The sequence below is a fragment of the Nonomuraea sp. NPDC049649 genome, assembly GCF_040675175.1.
In the GTDB taxonomy this organism is placed as follows: Bacteria; Actinomycetota; Actinomycetes; order Streptosporangiales; family Streptosporangiaceae; genus Nonomuraea.
The window spans coordinates 1-16,268 of sequence record NZ_JBFAOH010000050.1; the positions used below are offsets into that span (position 1 = coordinate 1).

At 68.2% G+C, this 16,268-nt stretch carries 15 protein-coding genes and 1 tRNA gene; 8 read left to right on the top strand and 8 right to left on the bottom strand.

Features of this window, described 5'->3' with window-relative positions; all coding sequences use genetic code 11:
* Window positions 1–263 precede the first annotated feature (263 nt).
* The 3 genes from AB0J42_RS34065 to AB0J42_RS34075 form a co-directional block, all read right to left on the bottom strand.
* Window positions 264–3,941, bottom strand: coding sequence for a hypothetical protein (locus AB0J42_RS34065; protein ID WP_364301918.1), 3,678 nt, complete (start codon window positions 3,939–3,941; stop codon window positions 264–266).
* Between the two features lie 533 nt (window positions 3,942–4,474).
* Window positions 4,475–4,548: transfer RNA gene (locus AB0J42_RS34070), tRNA-Pro, on the bottom strand.
* A 62-nt stretch (window positions 4,549–4,610) separates the two neighbouring features.
* A complete protein-coding gene (locus tag AB0J42_RS34075; RefSeq protein ID WP_364301920.1) occupies window positions 4,611–5,504 on the bottom strand; it encodes a metallophosphoesterase in 894 nt (297 codons plus the stop codon).
* A 60-nt stretch (window positions 5,505–5,564) separates the two neighbouring features.
* On the opposite strand from AB0J42_RS34075, the gene AB0J42_RS34080 reads away from it, so the two are divergent.
* Window positions 5,565–6,020: a GatB/YqeY domain-containing protein gene (locus tag AB0J42_RS34080; protein WP_364301922.1), complete on the top strand. Its 456-nt coding sequence runs from the start codon at window positions 5,565–5,567 to the stop codon at window positions 6,018–6,020.
* A gap of 61 nt (window positions 6,021–6,081) precedes the next feature.
* Here the strand turns inward: AB0J42_RS34080 and AB0J42_RS34085 are convergent, their stop codons facing one another.
* Window positions 6,082–8,286: a transglycosylase domain-containing protein gene (locus AB0J42_RS34085; protein WP_364301924.1), complete on the bottom strand. Its 2,205-nt coding sequence runs from the start codon at window positions 8,284–8,286 to the stop codon at window positions 6,082–6,084.
* Window positions 8,287–8,584: 298 nt separating this feature from the next.
* Here AB0J42_RS34085 and AB0J42_RS34090 point away from each other — a divergent pair, with 298 nt between their 5' ends.
* A complete protein-coding gene (locus AB0J42_RS34090) occupies window positions 8,585–8,881 on the top strand; it encodes a WhiB family transcriptional regulator (RefSeq protein ID WP_364301926.1) in 297 nt (98 codons plus the stop codon).
* Window positions 8,882–8,920: 39 nt separating this feature from the next.
* On the opposite strand, the gene AB0J42_RS34095 is transcribed toward AB0J42_RS34090, so the two are convergent.
* Window positions 8,921–10,048 carry an ArsA family ATPase gene (locus AB0J42_RS34095; protein ID WP_364301928.1) on the bottom strand — a complete coding sequence of 376 codons (1,128 nt, stop codon included), beginning with the start codon at window positions 10,046–10,048 and terminating at the stop codon, window positions 8,921–8,923.
* Window positions 10,045–11,046: an ArsA-related P-loop ATPase gene (locus tag AB0J42_RS34100; RefSeq protein WP_364301930.1), complete on the bottom strand. Its 1,002-nt coding sequence runs from the start codon at window positions 11,044–11,046 to the stop codon at window positions 10,045–10,047. Before AB0J42_RS34100 ends, AB0J42_RS34095 begins: the two co-directional genes overlap by 4 nt.
* Before the next feature lie 76 nt (window positions 11,047–11,122).
* Between AB0J42_RS34100 and AB0J42_RS34105 the strand changes: the two genes are divergently transcribed.
* The 4 genes from AB0J42_RS34105 to AB0J42_RS34120 are packed head-to-tail and all read left to right on the top strand — an operon-like array spanning window position 11,123 to window position 13,383.
* Window positions 11,123–11,278, top strand: coding sequence for a hypothetical protein (locus tag AB0J42_RS34105; RefSeq protein ID WP_364301932.1), 156 nt, complete (start codon window positions 11,123–11,125; stop codon window positions 11,276–11,278).
* On the top strand, window positions 11,275–11,733 hold the full coding sequence (locus AB0J42_RS34110) for a RidA family protein (RefSeq protein ID WP_364301934.1): 459 nt from the start codon (window positions 11,275–11,277) through the stop codon (window positions 11,731–11,733). Before AB0J42_RS34105 ends, AB0J42_RS34110 begins: the two co-directional genes overlap by 4 nt.
* Before the next feature lie 46 nt (window positions 11,734–11,779).
* A complete protein-coding gene (locus tag AB0J42_RS34115; protein WP_364301936.1) occupies window positions 11,780–12,598 on the top strand; it encodes an NUDIX hydrolase in 819 nt (272 codons plus the stop codon).
* Window positions 12,595–13,383 carry an MBL fold metallo-hydrolase gene (locus AB0J42_RS34120; protein WP_364301938.1) on the top strand — a complete coding sequence of 263 codons (789 nt, stop codon included), beginning with the start codon at window positions 12,595–12,597 and terminating at the stop codon, window positions 13,381–13,383. The genes AB0J42_RS34115 and AB0J42_RS34120 overlap by 4 nt, the downstream gene beginning before the upstream one ends.
* On the opposite strand, the gene AB0J42_RS34125 is transcribed toward AB0J42_RS34120, so the two are convergent.
* Window positions 13,365–14,045: a Crp/Fnr family transcriptional regulator gene (locus tag AB0J42_RS34125; protein ID WP_364301940.1), complete on the bottom strand. Its 681-nt coding sequence runs from the start codon at window positions 14,043–14,045 to the stop codon at window positions 13,365–13,367. The two genes, AB0J42_RS34120 and AB0J42_RS34125, sit on opposite strands and share 19 nt — an antisense overlap.
* A 282-nt stretch (window positions 14,046–14,327) precedes the next feature.
* On the opposite strand from AB0J42_RS34125, the gene nth reads away from it, so the two are divergent.
* Window positions 14,328–15,059, top strand: a complete 732-nt coding sequence (nth, locus tag AB0J42_RS34130) for an endonuclease III (protein ID WP_364301942.1) — start codon at window positions 14,328–14,330, stop codon at window positions 15,057–15,059.
* A gap of 39 nt (window positions 15,060–15,098) precedes the next feature.
* A complete protein-coding gene (locus AB0J42_RS34135) occupies window positions 15,099–15,746 on the top strand; it encodes a CoA pyrophosphatase (RefSeq protein WP_364301944.1) in 648 nt (215 codons plus the stop codon).
* Here AB0J42_RS34135 and AB0J42_RS34140 read toward each other — a convergent pair.
* Window positions 15,723–16,241, bottom strand: a complete 519-nt coding sequence (locus tag AB0J42_RS34140) for a HEAT repeat domain-containing protein (protein WP_364301946.1) — start codon at window positions 16,239–16,241, stop codon at window positions 15,723–15,725. The two genes, AB0J42_RS34135 and AB0J42_RS34140, sit on opposite strands and share 24 nt — an antisense overlap.
* Window positions 16,242–16,268 lie beyond the last annotated feature (27 nt).

Sequence of the window (16,268 nt, forward strand, 5' to 3'; positions counted from 1 at the left end):
GTCCTCCAGATCGATCTCCGTCGATGCCTGGATCACAGTACTCATCAGGTGCGTTCTCCTTGATCAGGAGTTACACCGAAAACCGTACAGTCCCGGCATAGCCGGAAACTTCTTGAAGGGTTGATCCGGTCGATGTGTTGTTGAGTCCATGCCAGCCAACGCTCGGCGTTGGAGACGCTGCCGCCGTTCGACTTCACCTGGTCTATGCGCAATATCAGCGCCTCGCAATACTCCTTGAACTCTCGAACCCCCTTGGTGGGGTCTCAACGACGCATGATGACCCGGATGCCATGGATCTTCCCGGGTCGGAACGAACTGACCCGGCCGTGACGCTTGAGCTCGTTGAGCAGTTCGTTCGTCCCGTCCAGTTCCTTCAGCTTGGGACGGTGGCCACCGGTCCTGGTGAGCGGTTCGTACTCGTCGCCCAGCGCCAAAAGAATCTGGTCCAACACCGGTAGCTCAATGCCAGAAAGGTGGGGTTCCAGCAGACTCAGGATGTGCTCGGCGGGCGCTGCGGCTTCGCTGAGTTTGACCAGCAGATCCACCGAGACCGTGTTGCCCATGGCCGCCCACTCGCAGATCGCGATGGCACCCTGCTGGGACAACCGGCCGTGTACGTACTCCGCGTCATCGGCGATTGCCCGCTTGACGGCCGATACCACACGCGGGCTCCGCATGAGCTTGGGCAGGTCGTCGCTCGATAGCGGTAGTTCACATACGTAGGACGCCAGGTTCTTGGACGCCGCGAAGTACTCCTCGCGGACCGCGAACGGGCTACCGACCACACACGCATATGTCTCGGCGGCATCGGGCACCAGTTCGGCAACCAGCAGTGCCGGGAGCAGCTCAAGCCCGGCGCCCGTCAGGCGCTCGGGATCCAACTTGCCGGAGAGCTCGAGCTGCTTGACCAACCGGACCCTCGCTGCCGAGTCCAGGTTCTCGGCATGTGTCAGCGCATACCCGAGCTCGTACCTGGACTCCTCCTTCACCTCCTCGATCTCGGTGAGGTCGATGCTGTTCAGGTTCTTCACCAGTTCTTCGTGGACGCCGAACTTCGCTACGAACTGGCTCACGTTCCGGGCGGTAGGCGTGAACCGGCTCGCCGACACCACTGCAGTCCATGCCGTTTCGTCGAGGTCATCCAGGTCGGCTACCTTGCACGTCTGCGACGCGCCCTTGGCAACCGGCAGCACCACCGATTCGTCGGCACCGGCGACGTCGTTCAGCACCGCGACGAACTCCTCCGAGGCATCGACGGTCACTTCGCCCTCCTGACGAGCATGGAGGTAGCGGTCCAGATTGTTGAGGATGTGCTCGTAGACGGTCGCGTTGGTCGCCTTCACCATGTCGAGGGCCAGCGGGGTGCCTTCACCGAGTGCCGCGGACAGGTTCTCCCTCGTGACCGGGTACAGGCTAGCTGTGACCACCGCCTCACGCTGTGCGTCCCCCAGCACCGTGAGGTCGCCGACCTGGATGCCAAGACGACGAATCAGAACCACCAAATCAGCCGCCTTTGATGCCTCCATGGTGCTAACAAATGCCTGCATCTGGGCGTAATGCTCCGAGAGGAACTCTTCCACCCGGTCGGAGGAGTCGTAGTCGACGTCGCGAGCAGCGCTCCGGACAGCGGTGTCGACGAGCTCAACCGCCGCTGAGAGCTCGAACGGGGCTTTCTCGACCAAATGGACGAACATGCCCGTCCAACGAGGAGTCAGTTGGCTTACGAAGAGCGCCTTAGACTTGCCATCCATGAGGTACATATCGATGAAAGTGGAGTCGGTCCCGGCGCGTATGGCGAGCTTGTCGAAAGCCTTGTATAGCCGCTCGGGGCGTGCGGGCAGGTAGTGGTCGAAGACCTCAAGGTTGAAGACGCTCTCGCCGTCGAGGAAGCGATCGCCCATTTCCTTCTCAACGGCGTCGATGGAGGCAGCCTCGTCGAACCGGAAGCGGTGGTCTGCGCGGTCGACCTGGACGCAATGGAGGATGAAATTCATGGCGCTGACGCTGATAGCGATGCCGTGGTAATCCGAGCAGTACAGAGTAAAGTTCTCGTCGATGTAGCCCCTGGCAAGGAGGTCGTGGGCCAAGGGCGACACGAGGTCGGCAACGATCGCATCCAGGTTGCGCTCCACGCCGCCATCGGTGGGCATGACTAGGTCCGCCTCAGCCATGAGCTGCGCCATCGTGGCTTTCGCGACAAAGTCCTTCGTCTCCCGCGCAGCCCGGGAGACGCGCCGAAGACGTGCGACATCGGCATCCACCGGCGCAGCGGCTCCACCCCCGACCAGCGCGATCACCTCATCGAACGACAAGGTGACACCACCGTATCTCGGGTGAGGGTGGACAAAGTTCACCTCTTTGCGGGTCTTGTGCAGCGACCTCCAAAAGTCACCAGATGTAAGAGCCGCGAGCGGGTAGCGCTCCGACTCATACCAAAGGGCCGACTCGCCACCAACCCGCGATGCCTGGTGAACCATCTGCAGCACCTTCTGGAGCCGTTCGCCGGCGGCCTTCGCGTGCTTGTCCCACAGGGCGTTCGACGCGATCCGGTCGAGCGCCTCCTTGCTGACAGCTGCCTGGTGGCTCGTCTGATACGTGACCATGTCACGGAAAGCCTGGTAAGCCTCGTCGATCTTGCTCGTGCCCAGCCGGATGGCCTCGAAGTCCTCCAGATGTAGGTTTTTGTAAACCATCATCGCGAATAGCCGGTCCGCAGCGAGGCCTTTGAGACCTTCCTCTCCCAAAACCGCGGCACGGTAGATCTCGAACTCATTCCGAATATTGCGAATCAGGCGCATGTCAGTCAGACGCCCGCCAACTAGATTCACCAGTGCGGTCGAAGGCTTCTCTTCCGCTTCGGAGAACTCCGCCATCAACAGATCCCGCGCCGACCGGTGCGTAATGAACGGAACCATCGGGACAACCAGGTCGAAAAACTTTGTCCTGTTCGCTGACGGAGCGGACTCCAGAATAGACGCACGAAGTGCTACCGCGTCGGCATCGGCATCCGCATCGCTGTCCTGGGCGACATCGATGGAGAGTTGCTCAAAGATACTGTCACGGACCGCATACACGAATCGAACTGGCCGTGACTTGATCTGCTCGGAGTTGTTCAAGACGGTGTTCAACTCGCGTAGCGTCTCGAAAATGTGTGGATCCCCGAACCGGTCCAGGTCCTCAAAGATCGCAACCTGGGTCCGCGTCTTCTGGAAGAAGTAGACGATCTCGTCGAGGTACTCATCAAAGTACGAGTTTTCCTTGGCTCTCAGCGTGACGGCCGCTCCGCCCGCGGAGACGCTCTCCACGCGCACTCGGCTTTGCAGAGCACGCAAACCGAGAAAGCAGATCACACCCAGGAACACGCCGAACCCAGCGACGATGACCCACGGCACCCAGTCATGACTGGTGACCACGGCCTGGGGTCCCACCTGCTTCACGCGCTCCACCAGCCCGAGCAGGACCGCGACCACAAATGACCCTACAGCGGCCAGGGCGCTCCAGACCGCAGCCGGCCAGGGCCTGAACGAGTCGATACGGAAGTACCTCGACCCCGGCATGTCCGCAGGGGCCTTCCGGTAGAGCAACTGCTTGACGATCTCCTTCTGGATGAGGTTCGTCAGTGGAGCGAGGGTGCTGTCATCCTGGATGCGTGCCCGCTTCGTGTCGCCTATGCCCAGGCTCGACAGCGACAGATTGACCCAGCTGATCTTCCGCTTATCGAGCTCCTCCTGGACACCGCGAATGACACTGCTCTTTCCGCTGCCGTAGTGCCCCGCGAGCGCGATATTCCTCGCGGCGTTCGCGGACTTGTCGGTCAGAACCTTGAGGAGGACTGCGGCGTGCCGCCCATGCAGGTTCTCTTCGTACGTGGGCCCGAGACTTCGCAGGACCGGCACATCGGGCTGTGATGCGGACTGACGGGCCGGGCGCACTCGGAACATGGACGGAATCTTATGCCCGGGTTCCGCAGTTGGTGGTCACATGTGATGCCGAATCCGGGGCAAGAGCTGGGCGAACGTCGGCAGGGTCGGGGGGCATGTGTCCACACCCTGCCGACCGGTTCCGATCCCATGGGCTGGCTGGTGTGGGCCTCTCCTGGTTGCCCGGCACCGTTCATGACGCGATCGTCGCCTTGATCGACGTCTTAGCCGCCGCTCGACGTGACGACCTTCTCGGACAAGGCTTATCAGGGTGCTGCACGATCCGGGCGCCGTTCAAGCGGCAGCGCCATCGTCCGCGGCGTTGCTTGGGCAAGTCCATGCTCATGGGCAGCATCCGCGGTAGCTGCTCCTTACTTTGAACCACCGGAGACGGCAGACCGGCACCGATTCAGCGATCAAGGTGCCCAGGAGAACTCGTTTGAACCCGCCAATGCCGCCTGGAGGCGTTCAGACCCACGGTCAAATGACGGTCAAACGATCAAGGGCCCGACCGCTGTCTCCAGCGATCAGGCCCTTGACCTGCTACTGCACTGTCGGGGTGGCGGGATTTGAACCCACGACCTCTTCGTCCCGAACGAAGCGCGCTGCCAAGCTGCGCCACACCCCGGTGCACGTCGTCTTGCACGTGCCTGTAGAAGTCTAGCCGACTTCGTGGGTGCTTGTGACCACTCAGCGCCTCGGAACCAGTGTGAGCAGGGACGCTTCGGGAAAACAGGCGAACCGGGCGGGGGCGTACGGGGAGGTGCCGAGGCCGGCCGAGACGTGGAGCCAGGCGGAGGAGTGGCGGCTGAGGCCCTTGACGCGCTTCCTGTCGATGCCGCAGTTGGTGACGAGGGCGCCGTAGAAGGGGATGCAGAGCTGGCCGCCGTGGGTGTGGCCGGCGAGCAGGAGCTGGTAGCCGTCGTCGGCGAAGCGGGTCATGTTGCGCGGCTCGGGGGAGTGCATGACGCCGAGACGGAGGTCGGCGTCGGCGGGGGCGGGGCCGGCGACCAGGTCGTAGCGGTCGCGGGAGATGTGGGAGTCGTGGATGCCGGCCACCGCCACGTCGAGGTCGCCGACCTTGATGCGGGCGGTGGTGTTGTTCATGTCGAGCCAGCCTTCGGCGGCCATGCCGGCGCCGAGTTCTTCCCAGGGGAGGTTGGGGATGTGCTGGCGGCGTTCGTTGCGGGAGGTGCGCCAGAGGTAGCGGAGGGGGTTCTTGGGCTGGGGGGCGTAGAGGTCGTTGGACCCGTACACGAACAGGCCGGGGCGGCTCAGGAGCGGCTCCAGGGCGTGCAGCAGCGACGGCACGGCCTCGGGGTGGGCGATGGAGTCGCCGGTGTTGACGACCAGGTCGGGCTCCAGGGCGCCGAGTGAGCGCACCCAGTTGATCAGCATGGTGCGCCGCGGAGTCAGGTGCAGGTCGGACAGGTGCAGAATCCGTACCGGACGCTGGCCTCGTGCCAGGACCGGCACGTCGAAGCGGCGCAGCCGGAACGAGTTGCGCTCCACGACCGACGCGTAGGCGACGCCGGCCACGCCGAGCCCGAGCACTGACAACGGAACCGCGACTGCTTTCCTCACGTTCTCATGATGCCCGACATCCGGCACGGGGTGTCCCGGGCACGCGGCAAGATGGTCCGCATGAGTGCATTGAAAGACAGGCTGAAGGCCGATCTCACGGCCGCGATGAAGAGCCGGGACGAGGTGCGGCTGCGGACCATCCGGATGGCTCTGGCCGCGGTGAACGTGGAGGAGGTCTCGGGCAAGCAGTCGCGGGAGCTCTCCGACGCGGAGGTCCTGAAGGTGCTGACGAGGGAGGCGAAGAAGCGGCGGGAGGCCGCGGAGGCGTTCGGCAACGCCGGGCGCGCGGAGCAGGCGAAGGCGGAGCTCGACGAGCAGGCGGTGCTGGAGGAGTATCTCCCGGCGCAGCTCTCCGACGAGGAGCTGAACCGGCTGGTCGAGGAGTCCATCGCGGAGCTGGGCGTGTCGGGCCCGCAGGCGATGGGTCAGGTGATGAAGGTGGTCAACCCGAAGGTCGCGGGACGGGCGGAGGGCGGCCGGGTGGCCGCCGCGGTGCGCGCCAAGCTGACGTCCTGAGTGCCCGCCTGGACGGGCCTCCGGTCAGGGGCGGAGGCCTCGTCCTCGTACGGGCGAGCGGTCAGTCGGTCGGCGCCAGGCCGGTCTCGTTCCAGCCGCCCCAGTCGCCGCCGCGGCCCCGGTCGCCGCGGCCGCGGTCGCCACGGCCGCCGCGGTCGCCCCGGTCTTCGAACAGGTCGCGGAGGTCGTCGATGTCGCGGATCTCGTCGCGGTCCTTCTTCTTGGGCTTGGGCGGGCACTTGTCGCCGCAGCCGCCGAAGCGGGACCGGTTGACCGGGTGGAACTTGGCGGCCTCCACGCCCTTCAGCGCGGAGATCATCGAGTCCTTCCAGATGGGGCCGGCGATGGACGCGCCGTAGACGTACGGGTAGTAGCGGCCGCCGATGGTGACGCCTATGAGGTTGTGGCTGAAGGCGCCGCGCGGGTCGCCGATGCTGACGGCCGACGACAGGTTGGGGGTGTAGCCGGCGAACCAGGCGGCGGTGTAGTTGTCGGTGGTGCCGGTCTTGCCGGCGGCGTCGCGGCCGATGCCGCCGACCCCGCTCATCGTGCCCTTGGTGAACACGCCGGACAGGATGGCGCTGACGGCGTCGGCGACCTCCTTGTCGATGACCTGCTGGCACTTGGGCTTGAAGCGGGTGACCTTGCCGTCGCGGTCCTTGACCTCGGTGATGGCCAGCGGCTTGCAGTACTTGCCGCGGGCGCCGAGGGTGGCGTAGGAGTTGGCGACGTTGACCGGGTCGGCCTCGTTGATGCCGAGCGTGAACGTCTCGTACTCGCCGAGCTTCTGGCCGTCGGCGCGCTTGAGGCCCATCTCCTTGGCCGTCTTGACGGTGTCGCAGAGGCCGACGCTCTGCTGCAGCTTCATGAAGAAGGTGTTGACCGAGCCCCAGGTGCCGGTCTCCAGGGTCTTGAAGCCGCCGCCGCCCTCGCTGGAGTTGGTGACGGTGTGGGAGGGGTCGCCGACGTTGTTGCCCTTGCAGTCCTTGAAGGAGTTGTAGCCGGAGGCGCGGTAGCCGTTGGGGGAGGCGAAGCCGTCGCCGAGCTTCATGCCCTCCTTCAGGGCCGCGGTCAGCGTGTAGACCTTGGCGGTGGAGCCCTGCTGGAAGCCCCGGCCGCCGCCGTGCGCGGCGTCGGCGACCAGGTTGTAGGACATCTCGTTCTTCTTCTTGGAGTTGCCGAACTTGCGGGAGGCGGCCATCGCCTTGATCTCGCCGGTGCCCGGCACGATCATCGCCTGGGCGGCGACGGGCTTGTCCTTGGGGCTGACGTACTTGCGGATGGCCTTCTCGGCGGCCTTCTGCATCTTCGGGTCGATCGTGGTCTTGATCGTGAGGCCGCCGCGCTGGAGGAGCTTGAGCCGCTCCTCGGCGGTCTCGCCGAAGTCTTCGTTGAGGAGGATCTCGTTCTGCACGTAGAGGCAGAAGTACGGGTACTTGCTCTCCTCGCAGCCGCCGGGCATCTCGACGTCCTTCCAGCCCAGCTTCTTCTTCTTGGCCGCCTCGGCCTCGGCACGGGAGACGAAGCCGACCTCGGCCATCCGGTCGAGGACGACGTTCCGCCGCTCCAGGAGCAGGGCGCGGGACTTGGGGCCGACGTTGGGGTCGGTCCTGGCGGGGTTCTGCACCGCGCCGGCCAGCGTGGCGGCCTCGGCGAGGTTGAGCTCGGAGGCGGGCTTGTCGAAGAAGCGCCGGGCGGCGGCCTGGACGCCGTGGGCGCCCGCGCCGAAGTAGGCGATATTGAGGTAGCGCTCCAGGATCTCGTCCTTGGAGTACTTCTGCTCGATCGCCATCGCGTAGCGCAGCTCGTTGAGCTTGCGGGAGACGGTGGTGGCGGTGGCGGCGGCCCGCTCCTCGTCGGTCTCGGCCGCGTTGACCAGCACCTGCTTCACGTATTGCTGAGTGATGGAAGAACCGCCCTGAGTGACCCCGCCGGTGGTAAGGTTTTTGATCAGAGCCCGGGCGGTGCCCTCGATGTCGATGGGGCCGTGCTTGTAGAAGCGGAAGTCCTCGATGGCGATGAGGGCCTTCTGCATGATCGGCGCGACCTTGTCGAGGCTGACGGACTGGCGGTTCTGGAAGTAGAACTGCGCGATCTGCTTGCCGTTGGCGTCGACCAGGCGGGTGCGCTCGGGCAGTGGCGGCTCGTCGAGCTCTTCGGCCCTGAGGTCGAGCGCTCCCACGGCCGACCTGGCGGAGACGCCCGCGCCGCCGACGGCAGGCAGCGCGACGGCGGCGACGAGCACGCCCGCGGCAGCGCCTGCCACCGTCAGTTTGATGACGTTCAGGATCGGTGAAGAACGATCTTTGCCCTGAGCTTGCACAGTCCCAAGCCTACGTTGAAAGCGTGTGACCAACGGTAACACGACACCATTTCGCCTTGACTGGCTGGGGTGACTAGTCATTCCCGGTCAACAGTCCGGCGAGAATTTGGTCCTCTGGGGTCTGTCGGCCCGAACGTCTCCTTGCGTACGTTCTCCATGCGGCAACTGAATACGGAGGCTCGGCGCCCGCGCCCGTCGGCCCCAAATGACGACTGACCACCTAAGGGGAGTGGGGTCGAAAATGTGGATCACGGATTGGACCTCCCGTGCCGCCTGTCGAGGTGCGGACCCGGACGCGCTGTTCGTCCAAGGGGCTGCGCAGAACAGGGCGAAGCTGATCTGCCGAGGATGCCCGGTCCGTACCGAATGCCTCGCCGATGCGCTGGACAACCGCATCGAGTTCGGGGTGTGGGGCGGTATGACCGAACGCGAACGGCGTGCGCTTCTACGCCGGCGACCCGACGTCGACTCGTGGCGGCAGCTGCTCGAGTCCGCGAAGGAAGAGTACGAGCGGACCAACGAGCTGATCGCCGGCTGATCGGCCGGGGCGCGGCCGGCCGTGAGGCCGGCCGCGCTCTTACGCCTTAGCCAGGAGTTCGCCGATGCGGCGCAGGCCGTCCAGGTCGTGCACGTCTTCGGACATCGCAGGCACCTGGGCGATCGGCACCGTCGGGTGCGCGGTCACGAAGTGGTCCTGCTCCCGGTGTTCGCGAGCGGCGAGTTGCATCTTGCCGGTGTGCAGCCGCAGCACAGCGGCGGTCAGCTCGTGCTCGCCCCGGGCTTGCAGGTCCTCGGCGGCCGCGGCGCTCCGGACTCCCGAGAGCGTCGCGGCCGGTGACTCGTGGACCCGGTTGACGACCAGGCCGGCGAGGGGCATGCGCTCCTCGGCGAGCCGTTCGACGAAATAGGACGCCTCGCGCATGGCGTCGCGCTCGGGCGCGGCGACCACGAGGAAGGCGGTGCCGGGCGACTGGAGCAGCTGGTACGTACGCTCCGCCCGCTGCCTGAAGCCCCCGAAGACCGCGTCGAGCGCCGACACGAACGTCTGCAGGTCCTTGATGACCTGGGCGCCGAGCAGCTTGGTGAGCATGCCGGCGACGAGCCCGAACCCCGCGTTGAAGAGCCGGAAGGCGCTGCGCCCGCCGGCCTTGGCCGGGGCGGTGAGCAGCCGGATGAACCGTCCGTCGAGGAAGCGGCCGAGCCGCTCGGGCGCGTCGAGGAAGTCGAGCGCGGAGCGTGACGGCGGCGTGTCGACGATGATCAGGTCCCATTCGTCGGAGCGGCGGAGCTGGCCGAGCTTCTCCATGGCCATGTACTCCTGCGTGCCGGCGAAGCTCGACGACAGCGACTGGTAGAAGGGGTTCGACAGGATCTGCCGGGCCCGCTCGGGGTCGGCGTGCGCCTCGATGATCTCGTCGAACGTGCGCTTCATGTCGAGCATCATGGCGTGGAGCTCGCCGCCGCTCTCGTACTCGACGATGCGCCGCGGCGTGTTGTCGAGCTCGGTGAGCCCCATCGCCTGGGCCAGGCGGCGGGCGGGGTCGACGGTGAGCACCACGGCGCTTCTGCCGCGTTCGGCGGCGCGCAGCCCGAGCGCGGCGGCGGTGGTGGTCTTGCCGACGCCGCCGGAGCCGCAGCAGACGATGATGCGGGTGCCGCTGTCGTCGAGGATGGCGTCGATGTCGAGGCTGGCGGGCTTCTTCACGCTGCTCCCTGGGTGCGGATGCTCTCGGCCAGCTCGTACAGGCCCGCCAGGTCGACCCCGTCGGCCAGCAGCGGCAGCTCGTAGGTGGGCCGGGCGGCGGCGTCGAGGGTCCGGCGCTCCTCGCGTTCGGTCTCGGTGCGGCGGGCGTGCTCGACGACCTCCTCGGTGAGCGCCTCCGCGAGGGCCTTGGCGTCGCTGCCGGTGGCCAGGCCGGCGGCCTCCAGCCCGGCGACGAGCTCGGCGGAGTCGAAGCGGCCCTTGACCGCCTGGTCGAGCACGGGCTGGGGGAAGAGCGGCTCGCGCACCATGTTGATGAAGACGCCGCCGGGCGGCAGGCCGGCCTCGCGCAGCTCGTCCAGGCCGTCGAGGGTCTCCTGGACGGGCATCTCCTCCAGCAGCGTCACGAAGTGCACCGCCGTTTCCGGACTTTTCACAACGCCTCGTACGAGGTCGGAATGGTTCTTGATGGGGCCGACCTTGGCCAGGCCCGCGACCTCCTCGGTGACGTTCAGGAAGCGTGTGATGCGGCCGGTCGGCGGCGCGTCGAGGACCACGGCGTCGTAGACCCGCTCGCCGTTCTTGTCGCGCCTGCGCACCGCCTCGGTGGTCTTGCCGGTGACCAGCACGTCGCGGAAGCCCGGGGCGATCGTGGTGGCGAAGTCGAGCACGCCCAGCTTGGTCAGCGCCCGGCCCGCCCGGCGCATGCCGTAGAACATCTCCAGGTAGTCGAGCATGGCCTCCTCGGGATCGACGGCCAGCGCGTACACGTCGCCGCCGCCGGGGGCCACGGCGATGCGGCGCTCCTCGTACGGAAGCGGGGGCAGATCGAAGATCTGCGCGATGCCCTGGCGGCCCTCCACCTCCACGAGCAGCACCTTGCGGCCGCCCGCGGCGAGCGCGAGCGCGAGCGCGGCGGCCACCGTCGTCTTCCCGGTGCCGCCCTTGCCGGTGACGACGTGCAGGCGCACACCGTCCCAATCCGTGTCCCGAGAGTCCACGTTTCGAGGCTACCGAACGGTCACTTGACGTAAGCCCAGGAGAACACCGGAGATTGCTCACACTACGCTGATGGTCATGAAGAAATGGGAGTACCTCACGGCCCCGGTGCTGATCCACAACACCAAGATGATCCTCGACAACTTCGGCTCCGACGGCTGGGAGCTGGTCCAGATCGTCCAGGGTCAGACGCCCGAGCAGCTGGTCGCCTACTTCAAGCGGGAGAAGCAGTGACTCCTGAGCAGAAGATCGCCGCTCTAGGGCTCGAACTGCCCGAGGTGACCGCGCCGCTGGCGGCGTACGTGCCGACGGTGCGGACCGGCAACCTGGTCTACACCTCGGGCCAGATCCCGGTCGAGAAGGGCGAGGTACGCATCACCGGCAAGCTCGGCGCGGAGGTCGGCGTCGAGGACGGCCAGGCGGCGGCCCGGATCTGCGCGCTCAACGCGCTGGCCGCGCTGAAGGCCGAAATCGGCGAGCTGGCCAAGGTCAAGCGGATCGTCAAGGTCGTGGTGTTCGTGGCCAGCGCTCCCGACTTCACCGGGCAGCCGCAGGTCGCCAACGGCGCCAGCGAGCTGCTGGGCGAGGTGCTGGGCGAGGCGGGCAAGCACGCGCGCAGCGCCGTCGGCGTGGCGGCGCTGCCGCTGAACGTCCCGGTCGAGGTGGAGCTGGTCGCCGAGGTGTCCTGAAAGCCTGATATGCCACTATGACCGAGTGATGTTCTAGGTGGAGGTCATGGTGGCTGGTCTTCGGATTTCTCGGGAACACGCCGAGCACATCAGAGGTGTGCTGTCCGGGCGTGTCGCCCCGGCCCGCGCGCGGGACGCCGCGACCGTGGCGCTCTTCCGCGCGGCCCGGGGCGGCGGCATCCAGGTCTACCTGCTGCGGCGCAAGTCCACGATGGCCTTCGCGGCCGGCGCGTACGTCTTCCCCGGCGGATCGGTCGACCCGCGCGACACCGACCACGCGGTGGCCTGGGCGGGGCCGTCGCCCGCCGAGTGGGGGCGGGTCTTCGACGCGGACGAGTCCGTGGCCAGAGGGCTGGTGTGCGCGGCCGTACGCGAGACGTTCGAGGAGTCCGGGGTGCTGCTCGCCGGACCGGGCCCCGACTCGGTGGTCGCCGACACGCGGGGCGACGACTGGGAGGCCGACCGGCTGGCCCTGATCGACCGGAGCCTCGGCTTCGCCGACTTCCTCGGCAAGCGCGGCCTGGTGCTCCGCTCCGACCTGCTCAAGCCGTGGGCCCACTGGATCACGCCCGAGGCCGAGGAGCGGCGCTTCGACACCCGTTTCTTCGTCGCCGTGCTGCCCGAGGGCCAGCGGACCCGCGACGTCGGCGGCGAGGCCGACCGGGTCGAGTGGCGCGCCCCGGCCGAGGCTCTCGCGATGGGCGACCGGGGCGAGATCTTCCTGATGCCTCCCACGTACCGCGTGCTCAGCGACCTGGCCCGCCACGACAGCGTGGAGTCGGTGCTCGCCGAGAAACGCGAGATCGTCACCGTGGTGCCCAGGATCGTGGAGGTCGACGGCGAGTTCCGGGTGGAGCCGGCATGAGCGGCCTGCACATCCCGCTCGGCACGCCCGACGGCTCGCGCACCGACCACGCGGAGAACCTCCTCGCGCCCAACCCGTCGCCCATGACGCTCGACGGCACCAACACCTGGGTGATCGGCGAGCGGGAGGCCGTGGTCGTCGACCCCGGGCCCGACGACGAGGCCCACCTGCTCCGGGTCCGCGACCACCTGGGGGAGCGGCGTGTCACCGAGATCCTGCTCACGCACGGCCACCCCGACCACAGCGGCGGCGCGCGCCGCTTCGCCGAGCTGGTCGGCGCGCCGGTGCGGGCCCTGGACCCGCGCCACCGGCTGGGCGAGGAGGGGCTGGCCGACGGCGACGTGGTGACCGTCGACGGGCTGGAGATCCATGTGTACGGGACGCCCGGCCACACGTTCGACTCGCTCTGCTTCTGGCTGCCGCAGGACCGGGCCATCCTGACCGGCGACACCGTGCTCGGCCGCGGCACCACGATCATCGCCGAGGACGGCGACCTGGGCGACTACCTGCGCAGCCTGGACCGGCTCAGAGCCGCGGCGGAGAGCCTGGAGGCGCGGGCCCTGCTGCCGGGGCACGGGCCGGTGCTGCCCGACCCGATCGGCGCGCTCGACGGCTACATCGCGCACCGGCGCGAGCGGCTCGACCAGATCAGGGAGGCGCGGCGGCGCGGCGCGCGCACGCCGCGCGAGGTCGTGGAGATCGTGTACGCGGACGTCGACCGGGCGCTCTGGCCCGCGGCGGAGGTGTCGGTGCGGGCCCAGCTCGACTATCTGGACCGGTTGTAGAGCCGGTCGTGGTCGAGGATCACCACGGCCTTGGCCTCGATGCGCAGCCAGCCGCGGTGCGCGAAGTCGGCCAGCGCCTTGTTGACCGTCTCGCGTGAGGCGCCGACGAGCTGCGCCAGCTCCTCCTGGGTGAGGTCGTGGTGGACGCGCATGCCGTCCTCGGTCCGGGTGCCGAACCGCTCGGCCAGGTCGAGCAGCTGCTTGGCGACGCGGCCGGGCACGTCGGTGAAGACCAGGTCGGCCAGCACGTCGTTGGTGCGGCGCAGCCGCTGGGCGAGCGCCCGCAGCAGGTGGAGAGCCACCTCGGGGCGGCCCGTCAGCCAGGGTCGCAGGTCGTCGTGGCCCAGCCCCGCCAGCCGCACCTCGGTCAGCGCCGTCGCCGTGGCCGTGCGCGGCCGGGGGTCGAACAGCGACAGCTCGCCGAACATCTCGCTCGGGCCGAGCACGCTCAGCACGTTCTCCCGGCCGTCCTGGGAGGTGCGGGAGAGCTTGACCTTGCCTTCGAGCACGACGTAGAGCCGGTCGCCGGTCTCGTTCTCGTGGAAGACCGTCTGGCCTTTGGAAAGCTGGACCTCGGTGATGCTCGTCCGAAGCGCCGCGGCGCTCTCCCGGTCGAGCGCGGCGAACAGGGGGGCCTTGCCCAGCACGTCTTCGGTGTTCACACTGCCTCCTCTGCTGCCATTGTGACGCACGCCACTCCGCGCGTCGGCCGGACCGCGTCACGGGCTCGAGATGGTCCCCCCAAGGCGAGCCGTGCGATCCTCCTGCCGAAGTGTACGAACAAAACCGTCAACATGCTTACTCATCCCCCGCCCATAACCGTCCAGCCTGCTAGATACACTCACAAACGCGGCCTAACCCCCTGGAGAGCGGCAGAGCCCGCCCGGCGACGGGAAAGAACGCGTCATGCCCGGGAAACGGCCGCTTGGCCATACCCTTGCGGCATGGCGACGAACGTGGCGGCCGCCCGCGGACGCAAGCCGGAGACCCGGCTGGGGCTGGTGCGGCGGGCCAGGAAGATGAACCGGATCCTCGCGGAGACCTACCCCGACGCGCACTGCGAGCTCGACTTCACCAACTCCTTCGAACTGCTGGTCGCGACCGTGCTGTCGGCGCAGACCACCGACGTGCGGGTCAACCTGACCACCCCGGCGCTCTTCGCCAAGTACCCGACCCCCGACGACCTCGCCGCCGCCGACCCCGAGGACGTCGAGGCGATCATCAAGCCGACCGGGTTCTTCCGCGCGAAGACCCGCTCGATCATCGGCCTGGCCCAGGGCCTGCGCGACCGCTTCGGCGGCGAGGTGCCGCGCAAGCTCGACGACCTCGTGACGCTGCCCGGCGTCGGCCGCAAGACCGCCAACGTCGTGCTCGGCAACGCCTTCGGGGTGCCGGGGCTGACCGTCGACACCCACTTCCAGCGGCTGGTCCGCCGCTTCGGCTGGACCGAGGAGACCGACCCGGTCAAGATCGAGAAGGTGGTCGGCGAGCTCATCCCCAAGCGCGAGTGGACCGTGTTCTCCCACCGGATCATCTGGCACGGCCGGCGCATCTGCCACGCCCGCAAGCCCGCCTGCGGCGCCTGCCCGCTGGCCGCGCTCTGCCCCTCCTACGGTACCGGCCCCACCGAGGCCGAGGAGGCCCGCAAGCTGGTGCGTTCCGGCCCCTTCTCCTGAGCGGGGAAGCTCGGTGATCCCTGGAACGTTGGAGCAGTCGTGACCTCGATTCCCCGCTGGCTCGACCAGCTCGCCGCCAACGCCGCCCGCTCCCGCGTACCGGCAGGGCTGCGCCCGCCCGCGCGCGGCGGACGCGAGGCGGCGGTGCTGGCGCTGTTCGGCGAGGGCCCCTACGGCCCCGACGTGCTGCTCATCCAGCGCAGCGCCAACGGGCGGAGCCACCCCGGCCAGCCGGCCTTCCCCGGCGGCGGCGTGGACCCCGGCGACGGCGGCCCGATCGGCGCGGCGCTGCGCGAGGCGGAGGAGGAGACCGGCCTCGACCCGCGCGGCGTCACCGTGCTGTCCACCATGCCCGAGCTGTACGTGCGACACAGCGACAACCGGGTCACCCCCGTGATCGGCTGGTGGCACGACCCGTGCGCCGTGCACGCCGCCTCACCCGACGAGGTCGAGTCCGTCGAACGGGTGCCGCTGGCCGAGCTGGTCGACCCGGACAACCGGATCATGCTCCGCTACCGCGCCGGGCTGGCCGGCCCGGCGTTCCGGGTACGCGGGATGCTCGTGTGGGGGTTCACCGCGGGCGTGCTCGACGGGCTGCTGCGCGAGGGCGGGCTGGAACGCCCGTGGGACCGCGCCCGGGTGGAGGAACTGCCGCCCCAGGGGCTAAACGTGACGGCCCGTGGCTAGCGCCACGCTGAGCGAGGCCCAGCCCGCCACGTCGGCGTCGTCGTCCAGGGTCAGCCGGCGCAGCGCCGCCAGCCCGGAGCGGTCCGGCGGGTCGCCCAGGACGTGCTGGAGCGCGTAGGCCGCCCCGTACCGCACCCGCGCGTCCCGATGACCGGCCAGGTCGATCACGGACGGCAGCGAGCGCGGGTCCCCGAGATGGCCGAAGGCGATCAGCACCGAGTACAGCAGCACCGGGTCGTCCTCGCTGGCCGCCAGATAGCGCAGGATGGGCAGCGTACGGTCCACGTACGCGCGCAGCATGCCGAGGATGTCCACGCCCAGCAGCCGCTCGTCCGCCTCGTCGGCGGCGCACAGCCGCCGCGCCTCGATGAAGGACTCGACGTCGCCGCGCTCCCGCAGCAGGCTGATCACCTGCCAGCGCACCGGCCCGTCCGGGTCGGTGTCCTGAAGAGCTGCCTCGATGAGACCGCGAACTGTTCCCTCGAACGGCGGCATGCGGATCACGCTAACGACGCCGCGCGG

Bases quoted from the DNA above. Each gene is read 5' to 3' on its own strand.
- AB0J42_RS34065 (WP_364301918.1), bottom strand. From the start codon at position 3,941: ATGTTCCGAGTGCGCCCGGCCCGTCAGTCCGCATCACAGCCCGATGTG.
- AB0J42_RS34090 (WP_364301926.1), top strand. From the start codon at position 8,585: ATGTGGATCACGGATTGGACCTCCCGTGCCGCCTGTCGAGGTGCGGAC.
- nth (WP_364301942.1), top strand. From the start codon at position 14,328: ATGGCGACGAACGTGGCGGCCGCCCGCGGACGCAAGCCGGAGACCCGG.
- AB0J42_RS34105 (WP_364301932.1), top strand. From the start codon at position 11,123: ATGAAGAAATGGGAGTACCTCACGGCCCCGGTGCTGATCCACAACACC.
- AB0J42_RS34115 (WP_364301936.1), top strand. From the start codon at position 11,780: ATGGTGGCTGGTCTTCGGATTTCTCGGGAACACGCCGAGCACATCAGA.
- AB0J42_RS34080 (WP_364301922.1), top strand. From the start codon at position 5,565: ATGAGTGCATTGAAAGACAGGCTGAAGGCCGATCTCACGGCCGCGATG.
- AB0J42_RS34120 (WP_364301938.1), top strand. From the start codon at position 12,595: ATGAGCGGCCTGCACATCCCGCTCGGCACGCCCGACGGCTCGCGCACC.
- AB0J42_RS34140 (WP_364301946.1), bottom strand. From the start codon at position 16,241: ATGCCGCCGTTCGAGGGAACAGTTCGCGGTCTCATCGAGGCAGCTCTT.